The 18,599-nt window shown below is 51.8% G+C and carries 14 protein-coding genes; 2 read left to right on the forward strand and 12 right to left on the reverse strand.

From position 1 onward, the window contains the following. Window positions 1-33 precede the first annotated feature (33 nt). The 3 genes from asmA to udk form a co-directional block, all read right to left on the reverse strand. A complete protein-coding gene (gene asmA / locus ACN9MQ_RS14780; protein WP_014170831.1) occupies window positions 34-1,884 on the reverse strand; it encodes an outer membrane assembly protein AsmA in 1,851 nt (616 codons plus the stop codon). Window positions 1,885-1,906: 22 nt separating this feature from the next. Then, window positions 1,907-2,488: a dCTP deaminase gene (dcd, locus tag ACN9MQ_RS14785; protein WP_020883257.1), complete on the reverse strand. Its 582-nt coding sequence runs from the start codon at window positions 2,486-2,488 to the stop codon at window positions 1,907-1,909. Between the two features lie 91 nt (window positions 2,489-2,579). Continuing rightward, window positions 2,580-3,221, reverse strand: coding sequence for a uridine kinase (gene udk / locus ACN9MQ_RS14790; RefSeq protein ID WP_020883256.1), 642 nt, complete (start codon window positions 3,219-3,221; stop codon window positions 2,580-2,582). A 343-nt stretch (window positions 3,222-3,564) separates the two neighbouring features. On the opposite strand from udk, the gene ACN9MQ_RS14795 reads away from it, so the two are divergent. Further along, window positions 3,565-6,894 (forward strand): diguanylate cyclase, encoded by a 3,330-nt coding sequence (locus ACN9MQ_RS14795; RefSeq protein ID WP_426021390.1) that lies wholly within the window; start codon window positions 3,565-3,567, stop codon window positions 6,892-6,894. Here ACN9MQ_RS14795 and alkA read toward each other — a convergent pair. Next, window positions 6,859-7,731, reverse strand: a complete 873-nt coding sequence (gene alkA / locus ACN9MQ_RS14800; protein WP_426021399.1) for a DNA-3-methyladenine glycosylase 2 — start codon at window positions 7,729-7,731, stop codon at window positions 6,859-6,861. The genes ACN9MQ_RS14795 and alkA overlap by 36 nt on opposite strands. Window positions 7,732-7,861: 130 nt before the next feature. Here alkA and yegD point away from each other — a divergent pair, with 130 nt between their 5' ends. After that, on the forward strand, window positions 7,862-9,214 hold the full coding sequence (yegD, locus tag ACN9MQ_RS14805) for a molecular chaperone (protein ID WP_047355750.1): 1,353 nt from the start codon (window positions 7,862-7,864) through the stop codon (window positions 9,212-9,214). Between the two features lie 41 nt (window positions 9,215-9,255). Here the strand turns inward: yegD and ACN9MQ_RS14810 are convergent, their stop codons facing one another. From ACN9MQ_RS14810 to ecpA, 8 genes are all read right to left on the reverse strand, one after another. Continuing rightward, window positions 9,256-10,743, reverse strand: a complete 1,488-nt coding sequence (locus ACN9MQ_RS14810) for an EAL domain-containing protein (RefSeq protein ID WP_047743112.1) — start codon at window positions 10,741-10,743, stop codon at window positions 9,256-9,258. A 359-nt stretch (window positions 10,744-11,102) separates the two neighbouring features. Then, entirely contained in the window at window positions 11,103-11,576 is a 474-nt protein-coding gene (locus ACN9MQ_RS14815) for a hypothetical protein (protein WP_410376334.1), read from the reverse strand. Next, a complete protein-coding gene (locus ACN9MQ_RS14820) occupies window positions 11,551-12,279 on the reverse strand; it encodes a winged helix-turn-helix domain-containing protein (RefSeq protein WP_422710394.1) in 729 nt (242 codons plus the stop codon). The genes ACN9MQ_RS14815 and ACN9MQ_RS14820 overlap by 26 nt, the downstream gene beginning before the upstream one ends. A gap of 96 nt (window positions 12,280-12,375) precedes the next feature. Then, complete coding sequence (locus ACN9MQ_RS14825; protein WP_426021389.1) at window positions 12,376-13,071, reverse strand: molecular chaperone; 696 nt, start codon at window positions 13,069-13,071, stop codon at window positions 12,376-12,378. Then, window positions 13,068-14,684: a fimbrial protein gene (locus ACN9MQ_RS14830; RefSeq protein WP_072255707.1), complete on the reverse strand. Its 1,617-nt coding sequence runs from the start codon at window positions 14,682-14,684 to the stop codon at window positions 13,068-13,070. The genes ACN9MQ_RS14825 and ACN9MQ_RS14830 overlap by 4 nt, the downstream gene beginning before the upstream one ends. 4 nt (window positions 14,685-14,688) lie before the next feature. Continuing rightward, window positions 14,689-17,181, reverse strand: coding sequence for a TcfC E-set like domain-containing protein (locus ACN9MQ_RS14835; protein WP_138014022.1), 2,493 nt, complete (start codon window positions 17,179-17,181; stop codon window positions 14,689-14,691). A gap of 55 nt (window positions 17,182-17,236) precedes the next feature. After that, window positions 17,237-17,914: a hypothetical protein gene (locus ACN9MQ_RS14840; protein ID WP_410377223.1), complete on the reverse strand. Its 678-nt coding sequence runs from the start codon at window positions 17,912-17,914 to the stop codon at window positions 17,237-17,239. Between the two features lie 51 nt (window positions 17,915-17,965). Further along, on the reverse strand, window positions 17,966-18,550 hold the full coding sequence (gene ecpA, locus ACN9MQ_RS14845; RefSeq protein WP_020883247.1) for a common pilus major fimbrillin subunit EcpA: 585 nt from the start codon (window positions 18,548-18,550) through the stop codon (window positions 17,966-17,968). Window positions 18,551-18,599 lie beyond the last annotated feature (49 nt).

Consider the following 18,599-nt stretch of genomic DNA (forward strand, 5'->3'; position numbering starts at 1 on the left):
CCGGTAGCATGTGCGCTACCGGGCGCTCGGGCATCAAAGCTTATCTAACAGCTTCTTCACATCCTTCCCTGACTGTGAATCTTTATTCCGATCCGCCCAGTCGTTCAGACGACGTTTCGCTTCGTCCTGCAGATGTTTGCGCAGGATCTGATCCACCTGAAGGCTGTAATTCAGCGCCTGCCATTTGCCATAGACAGTGAGCGGAACCGGCGTCTCTTTAAGGAAGTCGATCAGTTTACTTTCACCCTGCCAGCCGGAAAGTACCCGCACGTTAAATCGGGTATCCGCCGTCTCTTTCACCAGATCCAGCTTACCTTCACCGGTTAACGACAGGAGTGAAGAGGTTCCCTGCATTCCGTCGAGGGTGAGCTGCCCGTTATCCAGCGTCAGGTCAGTGGTAAAGCTGTCGAGGCGCGTTGCGCTGTCGTAGTTTTCCTGGGCTTTGACATCACTGCTGCGCTCCACCGCCTGCTGCACCAGCTGCTGGAAGTTAAGCCCTTCCATACGGGAATCTTTCAGATCAAGATGGGCCTGCCCCTGCCATTCGCGGCGGAAAGCCTCAGCATCAATCTTCGTCCCCGAGAAGTCACCCGCCAGCGTCAATTGGCCCGTTAAGGAGATCGGGTAATTAAAGGCTTTAAGGATGGTACCAATCTCAACGTTGTCGAGACGCGGCTGGAATTCGGCGCTGGCCGTCTCTTTACGCACGTCCAGCGTGCCCGGCAGAGAAAGATGTCCGGCACCCATTTTGCCGCTCAGTTCGGAGATCACCAGCAAACCGTTATGGTTAAACATCTGGCTGCTCACGTCGGTAAAATCGATACCGCGCCAGCGCAGGCTGTTAGCTTTCAGTAAGATATCGGCCGTGAATCCGCGCAGACCGTTATAGTCTGGCTGATCAAGACTCGAGGAGATGACCGGACGCGGCTTGGACGGCTGGCTTTGCCCATTCTGAGCAGCGTTACCGTCGGTCGCACCTGCTGGCTGAGGCGGAAGTAAGTTCTCCAGATTGAGCTTGTCAAACTGCAGATTCATTACCCACTTCGGCTTCTCCTCAAGCGTGACGCTCGCCTGCCCTGTCAGACTGCTGTCGTTCGCCTGCAGATTGAGGTTATCCAGCTCAAGCTGTTTTTGCTCTTCGCGCCACACGGCCTGCAGCGTTCCCTGACCGGTGATCCCCTGGGCAGGAAGATCGGCTCCCGTCAGTTGCCAGTTCAGTTGCTGAATATCCGCCGTGAGCTGATGGGGGTAATCTGAGGCATTCACGTTGGCGTTCAGCGACAAATTGAGATCGCGCTGATCGCGGTTCAGCCTTCCGCTAAACTCCAGCGAGGCAACATGATGGGCGTCCTGCTCCATCTTCAGGTTGATGTTACGGACGGTTACCTGCTCGTCGGACTCATGCTGGAAAACCAGCACGCTGTCGGCGACTTTCAGTTTGGCGATATCAAATGACCAGCCCGTATCCGTCGGCTCGTCGGGCAGCGTATTTTCCCGCGGGGCGACCGGCGCATCCGAGTCACGCACGGCTTCAGTTTGCGGCGTCAGCTGAATCACCGCCCCTTTCAGCATCACCTGGTCGACCTGCAACTGGTGTGAAAAGAGCGGGATCAACGCCACATCAAGACGCATGTTATCGGCAGAGACCAGCGGCTGGGAGGCACCCGGCGCGGTTAACGACATGCGGCCTGAGAGAATGCTGAGTTGCGGCCAGACGTGCCAGCGCAGCGGCCCATCAAGCTTCAGTTGATAACCACTACGCGCTTCGACCTGCCGCACCATGTAAGCACGGAAATCATTAGGGTTAACAAGCAGGACTAACGCCGAAAGGCCAGCAACCAGAACCACCAGCAAAATCATCAGCGTTGTCAGAACTCTTCTCATAGCATCCTCAGTGGACTAACGATCAGTCTTTATCAATACGGCTCGCGACCGCACCCTGCTGGTCGCGATATTTAGCGTCCTGACGGCGGTTATAAGGACGATCTGCCGGACCGGTTAGCGGTTCAAAGCTCAGCGCGCCGATCATCATCCCTGGACGCAGTGCCAGAGGCAGTTTACCGGCATTGAAGAACTCGAGCACGATACGGCCCGACCAGCCTGGATCGATACGGTGCGCGGTCACGTGAACCATCAGCCCCAGTCGCGCCAGAGAAGAACGGCCATCGAGCCAGCCGACCAGGTCCGCAGGCAGCGTCACGGATTCATAGGTCACCGCCAGCGCCAGTTCACCCGGATGCAGATAAAAGGCTTCGCCCTCGTCAATAACGATTTCATCACTCATCACGCGATCAAGCGCGGCGCTGACTTCATCCTTCGGCCCGCTAAGGTCGATGAACGGTGCGGTATGGCCGCTAAAGGTGCGGAATTTATTTCCCAGGCGCACATCAACAGTCACACCATTGATACGTTCCACAGGTGGACGTGGTGTAATAGACAGACGGCCTTCATCCAGCCAGGCTTCAATATCGCGATCACAAAGACGCATCGCACTTTCTCCTTTCATGCATCGTACCCTGAAGCCATAAAGACTCAGGGCAAAACCAGGTTATCCCTGAACGGTACACAATTCGCGCGGCTTATTCAAAAAACTGGCTGATTTTCGCTTTTAAGATATCAATGGCTATGCGGTTTTTACCGCCGCGAGGCACGATGATATCGGCGTATTGCTTGGATGGTTCAATGAATTGCAGGAACATCGGGCGGACAGTTTTCTGGTATTGCGCCATCACGGAATCCATCGAACGCCCACGCTCATTCACGTCACGCTTAATGCGGCGCATCAGGCAGATATCCAGCGGCGTATCGACGAAAATCGAGAAGTTCATTGATTCACGCAGACGGGAGTCGGTCAGAAGCAAAATACCTTCAAGGATAATGACCTTCTTCGGTTCGATACGGATCGTTTCCTGCGTACGGGTATGTTCTACATAACTATAGACGGGAAGTTCAATTGCCTGGCCGCTTTTAAGTGCTTCTAAATGCTGGAACAGTAAGCTGTGATCCATCGCATTAGGATGGTCATAGTTAGTTTTTACGCGTTCTTCCATCGACAGATGGGATTGATCTTTGTAATAGCTGTCTTCGGGAATGACGCCGATATGCTCATCACCAACTTGTTCACGCAGTTCGCGGTAAAGCGTACTGGCAATAAGACTTTTACCTGAAGCCGATGCGCCGGCGATGCCTATAATGACGCACTGATGAGACTTATCAGTCATAAATTTAGCGACCTGATTAACCTGGATGTTAAGGAAGGACGACGCCGGAGCGTCAAACGCGGCAATTATAGGGATTTCGCGGGCATGATACCAGTCGAAAGCGCAGGTTCTGCGAGACAGGGTGAAAAGCGACGAAACGATCCCTTTGTGAAATTTAAACGCACGTTTTTTCAGCGTTTGTCGGGGATTTTTTACCGAGTAACTATTTAATAAGTCTATGATGTCAAATTATGAGCAGTCGCCATATGAATTGTAAATTGTTTGTACTAGCATAAACCAAATTATCAAATTCACTCGTCCGGACTTCTCTCCTGACGGCATGGCGTCTCTGGATAAAGCGGTAATGAATAAACAATACCAGCGGGTTTTGGTTACCACCCCACATCCTTTATTGCGACTTGTCTGTCTGGGCCTGGTCACCTTTATCTTTACCTTATTTTCGCTGGAGCTGACCCGCTTCGGCACCCTGCTCGCCCCGCTCTGGTTCCCTACCGCCATCATGATGGTGGCCTTTTACCGCCATGCAGGAAAGATGTGGCCGGGTATCGCCCTGGCCTGCTCGTTTGGCAATATCCTGGCCGCGTGGATGCTTTTCTCCTGGTCGTCGATCAACCCGACCTATACCGCTATCAACGTTGTTGAAGCCGTGATTGGCGCGGTGTTACTGCGTAAACTGCTCCCGTGGTATAACCCCCTGCAGAATCTGAATGACTGGATCCGTCTGTCCATCGGCAGTGCGCTGGTGCCACCGCTGGTTGGCGGGGTGCTGGTGTATCTTCTGGTGCCGGGTCCGGAGCCGCTGCGTAATTTCCTCGTCTGGGTGTTATCAGAAGCCATTGGCGCGCTGGCGCTGGTGCCGTTAGGGTTACTGTTTAAACCTCATTATCTGCTGCGTCACCGCAACCCAAAATTGCTGCTGGAAACGCTCGCCACCATGGCCGTGACGCTTGCTCTCAGTTGGATGGCGATTACCTGGCTGCCGTGGCCCTTCACCTGCGTTATCGTTCTGCTTATGTGGAGCGCCGTGCGCCTGCCGCGAATGGAGGCGTTTTTGGTATTTCTGGTCACCGTGATGATGGTCTCGCTGATCATGACGCGTAACCCTGTATCCATGACGCCGCAAAACCTGCAGGTAACGCTAAACGCGCCCTGGCTGCCCTTTTTGATGATGCTGTTGCCGGCCAATATTATGACCATGGTGATGTATGCCTTTCGCGCCGAACGCAAACATATCACCGAAAGTGAAGCGCGTTTTCGTAACGCGATGGAGTATTCCGCCATCGGCATGGCGCTGGTCAGCATTGAGGGGCAATGGCTTCAGGCCAATAAAGCCCTGTGTAACTTCCTGGGATACAGCCAGACGGAGCTTCAGGCCCTCACCTTCCAGCAGTTAACCTGGCCGGAAGATTTGAATACCGATCTCGAACAGCTGGAGCAGCTGGTCAACGGCGACATCAACACCTACACACTTGAAAAGCGTTACTACACCCGCAATGGTGAAGTGGTCTGGGCCCTGCTTGCCGTCTCCGTGGTGCGCCACACCGACGGTTCACCGCTCTATTTTATCGCCCAGATTGAAGATATTAACGACCTGAAGCAGACCGAGTGGGTCAATAAACGCCTGATGGAGCGCATCACCCTCGCCAACGAAGCGGGCGGTATCGGCATCTGGGAGTGGGATCTGGAGCCGGACATTATCAGCTGGGATAAGCGGATGTTTGAGCTGTATGAGATCCCGCCGCACATCAAGCCCACCTGGCAGCTCTGGCACGAAACGATGCTCCCGGAAGACCGCGCTCACGCTGAAAAGGTGCTCCGGGATTCCCTCATTTCACGTTTGCCGTTTAAGCTTGAGTTCCGCATTCGTGTTAAAGAAGGCGTGCGCCATATACGCTCTCTGGCGAACCGGGTACTGAACAAACAGGGTGAAGTCGAACGCCTGCTCGGCATCAACATGGACATGACCGAGGTGAAGCAACTCAACGAAGCGCTGTTCCAGGAAAAAGAGCGTTTGCACATTACCCTCGATTCCATCGGCGAAGCGGTGTTGTGTACCGATATCGACATGAATGTCACCTTTATGAACCCGGTTGCCGAGAAAATGAGCGGCTGGCTGCAGACCGAGGCTATCGGGCAGCCTGTCCTGAAAGTGTTGCACATCACCTTTGGTGAAAAGGGACCGCTGATGGAGAATATTCACAGCGGCGATATGTCCCGTTCCGATATAGACCAGGACGTGGTGCTGAACTGCCGTACCGGCGGCAACTACGATATCCACTACAGCATCACCCCGCTCAGTACGCTGGACGGGCAGAACATTGGCTCCGTGATCGTGATTCAGGACGTGACGGAATCGCGCAAAATGCTGCGTCAGCTCAGTTACAGTGCCTCGCACGATGCCCTCACCCACCTCGCAAACCGGGTCAGTTTCGAAAATCACCTCAAACGGCTCTTACACACCGTACAGGAGACACGCCAGCGTCATGCGCTGGTGTTTATCGATCTCGATCGTTTTAAAGCCGTCAACGACACCGCAGGCCATGCGGCGGGTGATGCTCTGCTGCGGGAGCTTTCGTCATTAATGTTGACCATGCTCCGTTCCAGCGACGTGCTGGCTCGTCTCGGCGGGGACGAATTCGGGTTGTTGCTCCCGGACTGCAATATCGAAAGCGCGCGTTATATTACCGGCCGCCTGATAAACACCATCAATGACTACCACTTTATGTGGGAAGGACGTCTGCACCGGATCGGCGCCAGCGCGGGTATCACTCTGATTGATGAAAATAACCATCAGGCTTCAGAAATCATGTCACAGGCGGATATCGCCTGTTACGCCTCGAAAAACAGCGGACGCGGTGTCGTCACGGTTTATGAACCCCAGCAGGAACGGGACCACGGCATGCGCAGCATGATGTCGCTTGATGAGCAGTGGCACATGATTAAAGACAATCATCTGATGATGATTGCCCGCAGCGTCGCGTCTCCACGGATACCGGAAAGCTGCAACTTCTGGCTGATTTCATTACGCCTGTGGACCAGCCAGGGCGAAGTGCAGGAAGAGCATGCGTTCCGCTCCGGACTTGCGGAGCCTGAACTGTTGCACGCCCTTGACAGACGTATCTTCAACGAGTTTTTCCGCACCTCCGCCGCACAGGTCGCCCACAAAGGCATGGGGGTCGCGCTTCCGCTGTCTGAAGCGGGTTTAGCAAGCGTCACGCTGGTTGATGAACTTGTCGACCTGCTGGAGAAGAGCCCCATGCCGGGCCGTCTGCTGCATCTGGTTATCGCTGCCGACGTGGTATGTAACCCGGATGAGAACCTGCAGCAGGGCCTGCAAAAACTTCGCCATGCTGGCTGCCGCGTCGTGCTCAGCCAGGTGGGACGCGATATGAACGTCTTTAGCCACCTCAGCGCCAATATGGCCGATTATCTGATGCTTGATACGGAAATGGTGACGAATGTTTATGGCAACCTGATGGATGAGATGATGGTGACGATCGTTCAGGGGCACGCCCAGCGCCTGGGCATGAAAACCATCGCCGGTCCGTGTAACCAGCCCATCATGATGGACACGCTCTCCGGCATCGGCATTGATTTTATTTACGGCGACACCATCGCCGAGCCGCAGCCGTTGGATCTACTGCTTAATACCAGCTATTTCGCCATCAACTGATGGCGCCCAGCCATCGGTATACCAGATGTGCAGCAACGCATACGAACGCCAGGGCTGCCAGCGCTGGGCGTAGCGCCGAATTTGCGCAGGCGTCATCCCGGCAAAACGTTGCTTTATCAGATAATCATCCGGCAGAAAAACGTCCTTCGCCTGCCAGCCACGCAGGGCCAGGTAGTTTGCCGTCCAGCGTCCTATTCCTGGCCGCTGCTGTAAGGCCTTCATTCCTGCCTCAATATCCGCAGGAGGGAAAAGCGGAAACGTCCCGTCCACCACAGACTGAGCCAGATGAACGATCGACTCCGCCCGTTTTACCGGCATTCCAAGCGCTTTCAACGCCAGCGGGTCCGCTGCGGCCAGCGCGTGCGGGGTCGGGAAGCAGAGATAACCCGGGGCGTCTTCAACCGGCTCCCCGCACAGGGCGACAACGCGGGAAGCCAGCTTTGCCGCCATCGCCACGCTAACCAGTTGCCCGAGTATCGCCCGCACACCCTGCTCCCAGGCATCCATCGCCCCCGGCAACCGTAAGCCTGGCCGTGCGGCCCCCAGATCCCCCAGTGTCGAGCGGATCGCCTGAGGATCGCAGCCAAGATCGAAAAGTCGCCCGATACGCTCAAGGCAGGTCTGCGCAACCGGAATCAAGCCCGGGCTGAGCGTCACGGTAAGCGTAGGGGTTTGGCTGTCCGGCGTAACGCGAAATATCCCCTGATGCCCCTCACAGGCGAAACTGCGCTCGTAATAGTGGTCCGTGACGGTCTCTACGCCCGCTACCGCACGTGCGCCAAGGAAACCAAACATCCATTGCCAGTCGTAAGGGGGTTGCCAGGTCAGGGTATACATCATCGCTCCTTTTTTGTTCCCCTCAGCATAAACCGAAAGGCCTTGTTTCGCCTTGCTTTCATATTCCTGTTGTCGCCAGGCAGACATTTCGCTAAAGTCTCGCCCCTTCTCACTGGCATGGGGATTAATCGTGTTTATTGGATTTGACTACGGTACGGCAAACTGTTCGGTTGCCATTATGCAAAACGGGCAACCACAGCTCCTGAAGATGGAAAAAGAGAGCACGCTGCTGCCATCAATGCTCTGCGCACCCACTCGCGAAGCGGTCAGCGAATGGCTGTTCCGTCATCATCAGGTGCCCGCTACCGCGGCGGAAACCCAGGCGCTGCTGCGCCGGGCGGTAAGTTTTAACCGCGACGAAGATATCGACGTGACCCCTTCCAGCGTGCAGTTTGGCCTCTCATCGCTGGGCCATTACATTGACGATCCGGAAGAGGTTTACTTCGTTAAATCACCGAAGTCGTTTCTGGGCGCCAGTGGGTTAAAACCACAGCAGGTGGCGATGTTCGAAGATCTGGTGTGCGCCATGATGCTGCACATCCGCAACCAGGCGCAGACCCAGGTACCCGATCCCATCACGCAGGCCGTTATTGGTCGCCCGATCAACTTCCAGGGTCTGGGCGGTGAAGAGGCTAACCAGCAAGCGCAGGGGATCCTCGAGCGCGCCGCACACCGGGCCGGTTTCCGTGACGTGGTCTTCCAGTATGAGCCGGTAGCGGCAGGGCTGGATTTTGAAGCCACATTAACGCAAGAGCAACGCGTGCTCGTTGTGGATATCGGCGGGGGCACCACCGACTGCTCTTTACTGCTGATGGGGCCACAATGGCATCAGCGTCGTGACCGCGAAACCAGCCTGTTGGGCCACAGCGGCTGCCGCGTAGGCGGTAACGACCTGGACATTGCTCTGGCATTTAAAAGCCTGATGCCGCTGCTCGGCATGGGCGGACAAACCGAAAAAGGCATTGCCCTGCCAATTCTGCCCTGGTGGAACGCCATCGCCATCAACGACGTTCCGGCGCAGAGTGATTTTTACAGCACCGCGAACGGGCGCTTCCTGAACGATCTGGTACGCGACGCGCAGGACGCGGATAAAGTCGCCCTGCTCTATAAAGTGTGGCGTCAGCGTCTCAGCTATCGCGTGGTGCGTACCGCTGAAGAGAGCAAAATCGCCCTCTCTGACCATGCTGAACACGCTGTCTCATTACCTTTTATCAGTGATGAGCTGGCGACCGCGATATCGCAGGAAGGGCTGGAAACGGCACTCGCCCAGCCGCTGCAGCGGATCCTCGAGCAGGTGCAACTGGCGCTGGAGAATGGCAAAGAGAAGCCGGATGTGATTTACCTGACCGGTGGTAGCGCCCGTTCACCGCTTATCAAGAAAGCGCTGGCGGAACAGCTTCCGGGTATTCCGATTGCCGGTGGCGATGACTTTGGCTCCGTAACGGCAGGTCTGGCCCGCTGGGCACAGGTGATGTTCCGTTAAGCCCCGACGGAAGCCCTCGAAATGCGCAGGGCTTCCGTCGTTTACAGCGCGTTAAAACGCACATTTTCCTTTTTACCTGGCAGCACGCTGCCCTTTTTGCATGCCGCTTCTCTTGTCGTCGGCTGGCTTTGCTCGACAAATCGCCGGAAATCAGCGAACGGCACCGGGGGCAGGAAATGATACCCCTGCAGGTAATCCACCTGTTTGCTGATAAGCCACTCTCGCTGATAAGCGTACTCCACCCCTTCCGCCACGGTACGCAGCCCCAGAATCATCGCCAGATTAATAATCGATTCCAGCATCGGCAGCGGTTGGTTATCAGCCTGTATAGCGTTGATAAAGGTCTTATCAATTTTTATGACATCCAGTTCGAGTTCATTCAGATAGCATAAATTCGCGTATCCTGTACCAAAGTCATCCAGAGCAAACATCACCCCGCGATTACGCAGTGAACGGATCAGTTCTTTTATTGCAGGCGTCACGGCCAGCGTTTGATTTTCGGTAATCTCAATCATGAGCTTCACCGGTAACGATTCTGTCAGCTCTAAAAAATTGAGGCACTCCCAATAAAACACCGGGTTACTTAACGTGGTTGGACTGACATTAAACGCCACAAACAGCGGTGTATTTAACCCGTTGCTCTTTTGCTTTAAGTCACTGGCAACTTTATGCATTAAATAGCTGGTGAGTTCGTTAATCAGACCACAACTTTCTGCCAGCGGAATAAATTCTCGCTGCGAAATCGTGTAATTATGCCCTAATGGCCAGCGGGCCAAAATCTCTATACCGCACAGTTCACCACCTGCACCGACAACGGGTTGATAATAAGGTAAAATTTCATCATTTTTGAGTGCCAGACTCAGACGCCCCGCATCATTATTATCATAACTACGCCCGGTGGATTTGCGCATTAACGTACTGTTCTGCCCCACATCCCTTTCCGTCAGGAAACCATTGCGGATAAGAAAAATAATAGATTCAATAAAATTTTTAAAACCAAGCCTGTGCGTTATTTTATCCCGGTAGCGATACAGGGATTTTGTGGTCAATGAATTGGCCCGGCAGAATTCGGCCTGCCCCTCTTTCGTCATCATGGCATTAAGCATGTCTGCCTCAAATTCGGTTAACGCGAAAACGTCCAGCTCATCTGATTTTACGCGTGATTCCGGTTGCGGGGTGGTCATCAGTATACGCGTGAGTATATCGATGACGGTCGTATAATGCAGTGTTACATCAATTGAGGTACTGTATTCATAGCCTCGATTAATACACTCATTTTCGCTCAACCTGAGAACAACGCTGTTTACCATGATAAACTGGCTACTGTTACGATGTAGCCATTTCTTCACCAGGAAAAAGGGCATCCGGTTATCAACAATTAACAGACAGGAGTTGTATTGCTGAAAAGAAAGGTCTGACTCTGATATAAATGTCTGACTGTCGACCAGTACCAGATTAGGCAAAAAAGCCCTAAGCCCGGCGAAAAGATAAATGTCATAACTGAGCAGGAAGACCTTTTTCTTATTCATAATAATCACCATCACGTTTTCATTGTAAAACGCAGCCTTCCCGAACAGGAAAGTGTATTCACAATTGACCTGGTATTCACATAAACTTAAGGTAAAACAAATAAAATGCCTTTAGATTGCATAATGTGTAGTAGCTCATCCCCCTTGCAATAAAACTGAGCGCAGGGGAAATGATAAGAATATTCTTGCTGTATCGGTAGCGAATTCTGAGGTCCGAAATGAGTACAAACTTATGCGCTTATATTCACATTCAGACAAATTTTAATGATAGTAAACTCGATTTTAACAGAATAAAAAACCATAAATAATGTGATACATAGGTTATTATTTCAGAATAAGGCGACACCCCATTCTGAGGATTACGCTGCCCGACACACCAACAGGGTGCGTCGCAAATCGCGTACACCGTACACATTGTTCGCAATATGCATTATTTTATAATAGAAATTGTGTTGCTTAGACATAATTAATCCCGTGATCTCATCAGGCAAATCATCATTATCATTTTTGATCACAGAAACCCGTTGGGTACGTATGTAGCCGTCACTATCATTACCTAAAAATTTAAGCATCGTGGAACGGTTAATAGCGTAGCTTTTCCCATTAACATTAATCACGCCCACTTGTGACAATACCCCCTCTTCAGCAGATGATATCCTGAAAACCAGCAATACCTCCCCTTCGATGTGCATACCTGTTTTTTGCGTATTGAGCACAAGATGGTTCTTCGCTGAGCATACCAGCGCTGCCGGAACCTCATGACGTTTAAATAAAAACAAGAAAATGATAACAAGCGCTACGGCAAGACTAAAATACATAATTTTCGCACGCATGTGCAACTCCCCGGGAGCCTAACGTACAAATACTGAAAAATGATTCCTTTAGTTTATTACCTGCAGACAATCCATTGTCATCATAAAACACAATGACCTTATTTCTTCCCTTACAGATAGATTTGAATTGCTGCCATCGGGATGAATTCAAAAAAGTGGATATTTTCTCAACTGAATTATCATCTGTCGTAAATATTTCACAGGAACCGGATTTTTGTACATGCACGACACCATCGGTATCTCGTAATAATTTTGGCAGAAGGACAAAGCCAGATATCACCAGGCTGATGCCTAAAATTCCGCCAACGATCGTTTTACCGTATCGCCTTAACCCGGGTTTGGTGGCGGAGGTTAATGCAGTGATGCTATGCGGCAACGCATCTTCTTTTACGTTTTCGATCTGCGCCTGAAAAACAAATCCTTCTCGGGGGATAGTTGCGATCAGATTATCCATTCCCAGTTCTGCTAACGTTTTGCGCAAAATACTGACATTTTTATTCAGACTGTGACCTGATGGGATCAACCCATACCTTCCCCACACTTCTTCTATAATCAGATCCCGATGTAATTGTTTGCGGTTGTTCGCAATAAAGAGCTCCAGTAATCTTGCCGTTGCAGCGGACAGAACCACTCTTTCTCCCTGTACACTTAGCGCTCTGGTCTCTGAATCGTATATAATATGATCATTGATTATCTTTTTCATCCGGGAACTCTTTTATTATCGGCGGCAGTGCCAGCACGCAGTACAGAATATATTCCCAGAGTTCAGTTAGCAATATAAGAACTGTTTCTTTAAACTTTAACTGTTATTTTTAAAACAACCATCGCCTATCGGTATATATTTTTTCAACGCAACGATGAATTTTTTATTTTTAGTGTTTAACGCGCTGCTTCGGTAGGTCTCTCCAGGCAGCAGGTAGCGCATCGTCGCCTCGTCATCGGTTGACTGGCATCCCTGGTGTACGATGATCCTGAAAAACGTATTGCCGGTATTTGTCAGCGCCCCTTTTTGCTCATCCAGAGTATAACCTAGCGTCAGCTTTCTGGGCCTGACCACCAGTATCGTATCCAATGCAATAGCGGGCACAGCTTCACTTGCTTTGCCTGAATGACGTTCAGCAAACAGCGTTACCGGCATCTCGCGAAACTGAATCCGGTAGTAACGCTCTTTGTCATCCTCGGGCCCGCGATAGAAGATCTTAAAATACTCCCCGGCGTCCGGGGCGAGCGAAAACGTGAGCGGTGTAAACAGCAACTCCCCGTCCTCTATTGGCAGACGCTTTTCCCCACCCGGTCCTGGACGGTCGATTTTAATCGCCGAAATGCTGTACACATTCTGTTTGTGGCTGTCGTTGTAAATACGTTTGCTAATGAACGACCGCTCTGCGGGGATATCATAGATCGTGGAGTCCAGATACAGCCCGTGGGCAGAAAGCGTGTAAAGCGCAATGCAGAGTCCCACCACACCCTCCGTGACCTTCCGCCAGCGCATCATTTTGTTACTCCCAGCCAGTTCGCGGTGACTTTGATTTCACCACTGGCGCTGACCACGCCTTCCCAGTCAGCGCCAGCCACCGTCAGTGCTGAGCGGGAATCATTCATCGGGAACAGCAGCGTTAAGTTGGTGCTGAAAAAGCTGCCATCATCCGTGTTGTTGGCATCCCATGGCACCTGTTGCCATAACGCATCGTTCAGACTAATGGCATTTTCACTGCAGCTGTTCCTCACCTGAGTAGGGCTTCCCGACGCGGTGTTGTATTGCAGATAGGCAGGGACAGGCACGTTTATCCCCCCCTGGGCCGACGTAAACAGGCAGTAAGGGGTATCGTTGATTGTCGTGCTGTCCCCGATAACCTGGGCCGTAATACTGTCAGCCTGACGGGGTCCCGATACGGTGACGACGTAATCCATCTCGATCGGCGCGTCATCTCCGATGGTGCCGCTTCCACTGGCAGAGGCCGTATTATTCGATGAGACAATGCTAATCCCATACTCCTTCGGCACAATATTGAGCTGTAAAGAGGGGGTAAACTGGTAATAGCCTGACTCCGGGGTTAATGCATTCGTAAACGCAAACGTAAAGGGCTGGCTGTTGGTAATACTGACGCCTGCATCCACCAGATTCTTAAGGAATGTTTTCGACAAAAAGACATAGATATACTGGCCAGATGTCGAAAAGACGTTGTAATACGCCGTCGAGGCGCTGAAGTTATACCATGTCGAGCCATTTCCTGAATATTTCACGGTGGTTGCGGAAGGGGTAAAACCCAACGCAGCAGAATCGATATACGCTCTGAATGTCAACGATGCCGTCAAATTTTGCGTCTGCTCAAGGTTGTATTTGACCATTTTACAAATTACGCCATCAACGTTACTGACGACACCCAGCTCACAGGATCCGGAATCATTTGTGATACTTGGGGTTCCATCACTGGCGATCCACAGCTCCTGAAAGGCACTTGTTGATTCCAGCGCCAGATGTCCCCGCTTGTTTAACGTGTAATTGATGTAATTCCAGCGACCTGTTGTCTGATCCTTACAGCGTTGTCCTGAGGCGTAATCATAGTTAACCGAGGTATAGCAGCGGTTAAAAACATAGGTTTCGCTGCCACCCGTCGGCATATTACGAAAATACTCATAGGCTGAGTTGCTCAGCGAAGCAAAGCCATACGCTCCGCCAATAACCCCCGCCACGGATCCAACCTGCGCGTGGTAAAAACCATTGTTATCCACCCCCTGTCCGGCAATGTAGCCCGTCGTCGGACACTGCGAACCTCGGTAGCAGCGTATTCCTGTGAAAGGAGCATCAATGGGCGAATTATCAATCCACATATCCTGATAATTATTGGCCGGCGCAGTCCAAATGACATAACCCAGGTAACCGAGGCTGACCTGGGATGTGCCGTATTTAACCCAGGTATTTGAGCCGCTGAAACGGGGATCTAACGCGGACGGCGTAATGAAATACTCACCGTCAATGTCGTTCTCGATAAATAAAAACGTGTTGTTGATCGCCCCTGACGATGAGGCGGTCAGTGCCCTTGCGGAGAAGGGAATTAACCCCGCCAAAAACAGGAGCGAAATAAAAACGGAAGCACTTTTTTTCATAGCATTATCTCTGCGCCATCGTGGTTTGTGGTGCACATTTAACATCCCCTACCCACGCAGCGCCCCTGGCTTTTTCCAGATCTAAATCCGCTTCGCAGATATTACCGTTGGCGGACACCAGGGTAATAACGGGATACTTCTTATCAATATCAATGGCGAACTCACCTTTCGCGTCGGTGCGCGTTTTGCCAATGTGGTTATGGATGTCCGTATTTGACGCCAGTTCACCATTGGGATATCGCACCCGGCCAAACACGGTCACCATACTTTTCACCTCAGGTGACACCACGCCGACGTTACCGGGATAAAGGTTAAGCGCCTGTTTACGGCCGGAGACAATGTCAAAACTGTCTTCAGAGTTTTTATCATTCATAATTTCCAGCTTGTATTGCGCGTAAGGCGGGAGTGCAATAAAGCTCGATTTGCCGCTAAGAATATAATTTCGGTTATTTATTTTTGCGGCCAGCTTTCCATCACCCACAAGATCGGTTTTCACAATAATGCCCGAGCGCTGTCGCTCTTTGCTCAGACCAAAATCCCCACCCGCCCAGGCAACGGAACCCTGAGAGGAGAAGTTCATATTGGTCGAGTTGTCCGCTGAACGGGTCACCGAAACCGTACCGCCGTTATAGCGGGTGTCATAACTCAGGTTGCCATTTACAGCGTAATTGTTGTCGTAGTTCTGCTCTCCACTCAGGCGAGTCGAGGCGGAAATGCCTGCAGACGTAATAACGCTATCCTCAAATTGTTTACGCGCGCTGATATTGCCCTGTGTTGCGCCGTAGCGATCGCGTGAAACCCCGACACTCATCCACGAGGCCAGCGGCAGCGATAAATCCAGGCTGACATAGCGTTCCTGACGTCCGTCATCATTCGTATTGTTGTAGTAATAGCGCTGTACCCCGGCCCGTAACCCCACTGTGGCGTACCGTCCCGCATAGAGGGTGGTACTGTAATCCAGGTTCCGATAGGTATTACCGGAATAGCGGTTTTCGGTCTGGCTGACCGTTAACGTGCCACCGTGCGGAATAAACCGGCTCAGGTTCAATGTTGCGCCAATCGAATAGTTATCCCGCTCCTGCACCGGCAGACGGTTACCGATTTTGCTGTCTTCCCGCGACGCCCACAGCGATCCAAACCCGCCTGGAGCATTAAGACTGGCGCTGCTGACGTTGCGCCATGTTCCGTCGTTCGCCACCAGCGTTTGTGTCCCGACGCTGACATATTCGTTGACGTTAAGAGTAATGTCCGTTTCATTGACGGCATTGTCATCAAACCCATAGCCTGTCGTTTTCAGGGTGAGCCCGGAGAGCATTGCCAGGGTTAACGAGGCCGCACCACCCGCAATCCAGGTCTGTTCACTGCCGGCATCACGGTAATGATTGCGCTTATAACTCACGCGGTCGTAATCAAGTGAACCGCCAAAAATTTGCCATGCGACTTCATGCAGGCCTGCGGCCTGCTGGCGGGCAAAAATTTTATTCACCCGACTGACGCGGGTGTTCACCGTCCGGCCATTTACCACGACATCCACCGTGACGTCATACACACCGTAAGGGAACCGGCTGGTATCAATTTCGTAGCTGCCCATGTTGAAGTTCTGAACGCTTAACAAGCGCCCATCACGAAACACATGCACTTCACCGGCAGACGGCAAAAATATGGTTATTGGGATCAAGGACAGGGAGGTGTTTTCAACCACCGTACTGCCTTTATTGCCGTAGCTGACGCCGTAGATCTTGCCGCCATTCAGAGCATTGAGGCTGGCGATCGACTGAACGTTCCAGGTGTCGAGCATGCCCAACGCCAGACGATAACCCTCATAATCGCGCTCATACATGGCACGATACAGTTTGCTGGAGCGGTTACTCTCGCCAATACCATAGACCGAGCCATTGATATTGAGGTGGTGCTCTCTCAACGAGGTGGTGTTATCCAGGGTTAAATAACTGCGAGAGCTGCTGCCATTGCGGTAGTCATTGTAATAGGTGCCAAAGTTGTAATTCAGCACAGTAGACAGTCGATCAACGCTGGACGGTCCCAGCAATGAACTGCGGGCGACCACCGCTTCAGTCAGGGCATCCCGGCTGACAATCATCTCCAGATGAAAAGAGGAGACGTTTAATTTCAGCCGTGCGTCTCGCGAAAGGGCAAGAGAGGTATTGTCGATAAATTTCGCATCGCCTATTTTTTCCACCATCTCGCGCGTTTTCTCTGAAAGCACCGCGTTATTGGGCAGATCGGCAACCATAATGGATTTTACAACGATATTTCCCTCAACCAGCGAGATGACCGCATCAGCAATTTTTTGTTGGCTTTTTGTATCCGTCTCCTGGTAGCGGATATAAACGGGGACCGTCATCCCCTGTTCAAGAGAACGCGCGAATGCCCCTGGAATAACATAATTACCAATCTTAACCGGTGCAGAATGCGCAACCCCTGATGTTAGCGCATAAGAGAGTAATAAACTCCCTCCTATAAGATATTTAAAAGACATACGCATCCTTACTTTTCGGTATTTTTATTACTGGTACCGGAAATGACGCCGTGTATTACTTCACTGTAATAAATTGCTTGCCATGCCAAATCCCAATGCGGGTGCGACTGTTTGACACATCGCTTTTCTGCAATCTTATTTTTGTACCTGGCATGACGTAATAACGCTCGCGACACCCGCGTCCCCGATCCTGTGACGCCTCTTTGCAGGCTCCGTAAGCAATGACCCGAAACGAGACGTTGCCTTTGTTGGCGATGACATCCCCGTCACGACCGTATTCAAATCGTTCCTTGCGTGGCGCCACGACCAGAATTGTCCCGATTTCTGCCGACGCCGTCGCAATCGCGGCTTTGCCAGCCTTAGTCGATGCGCTTTCGCTTACGGGTTCGTCAACCCACTGCAGCCGGTAATAACGTTCTTTGTCATCTTCAGGGCCCTTATAGAAAAAGCGAAAAACATCTTTCGCCTCACCGGGTAAAATAAGGCTCGCCGGTGTAGAAAGTAATTCTCCCGACGTTTCAAATTGCATTTCTGTTCCGTCAGGCAGCGGTGAAGAGAGCCTTTTTACGGTAACGCTCACATAGCGGGCGGAATCAGTGGTGTTAATAATTTCTTTTGATAACGCGTTTTGATCGGCCGTCATTATTGACGTGATATCACCCACATTAATCGCCAGACTGGAAAAGGATATAGCCATCCCTGCCAGCGCTGCGAGTGGCAAATATTTCTTCATCAGTGCATTCCTGAGAAATTCGGGAGAGAGCCTCTCCCGAATTAATATTCATTACGCTGGAGTGGTCCAGGTTGCATTGAACTGAACTTTTACGTCACCCGTCCAGTAACCATCCGGCAGCGCAGAATAGTCAGTTACAGCAGTCGAACCGTCTGAAGTCGCTGAAGCGATGGAGAATTTGAAGCTGGACTGATCGCTTACACGCTCAGCGCCGTTATAGGCGCCATCGGCCAGCAGGCTTTCCAGACCTGAAGTGGAAGCCGCATTCACCAGAACGGTTTCGGCAGAGTTAGACAGCGCCTGACCATTCCATGCCACGCCCACATTCAGGGTAGATGCATCACCGCTTGCATTGGTCAGCGTATTGCTGATGACCTGAGCAGTCAGTTCAAAATCGGTTGCACTTTCCTGTCCCTGAATCGTCACATCAAAAGCGCCATCCTGAGTGTTAAACCCATTCAGGCCCTCTGCATACTGGAACGTCAGCGAGTTCAATGGGGTCACGACCAGCAGGCTGGTTGTATCTTTCGTGGCCGTTGCATCCCATGATGCGGTGGCAGATGCCGTAACATCAGCCATAGCATTTGCAGCAGCAAATACAGAAACCAGAGAGGCCACCAGTAATAATTTTTTCATTTTCATCTCCTGAGAACAAACGTACTGCCAGGTGCCATTTAATAAATAA

The sequence above is a fragment of the Enterobacter sp. R-25 genome, assembly GCF_049913205.1.
In the GTDB taxonomy this organism is placed as follows: domain Bacteria; phylum Pseudomonadota; class Gammaproteobacteria; order Enterobacterales; family Enterobacteriaceae; genus Enterobacter; species Enterobacter ludwigii.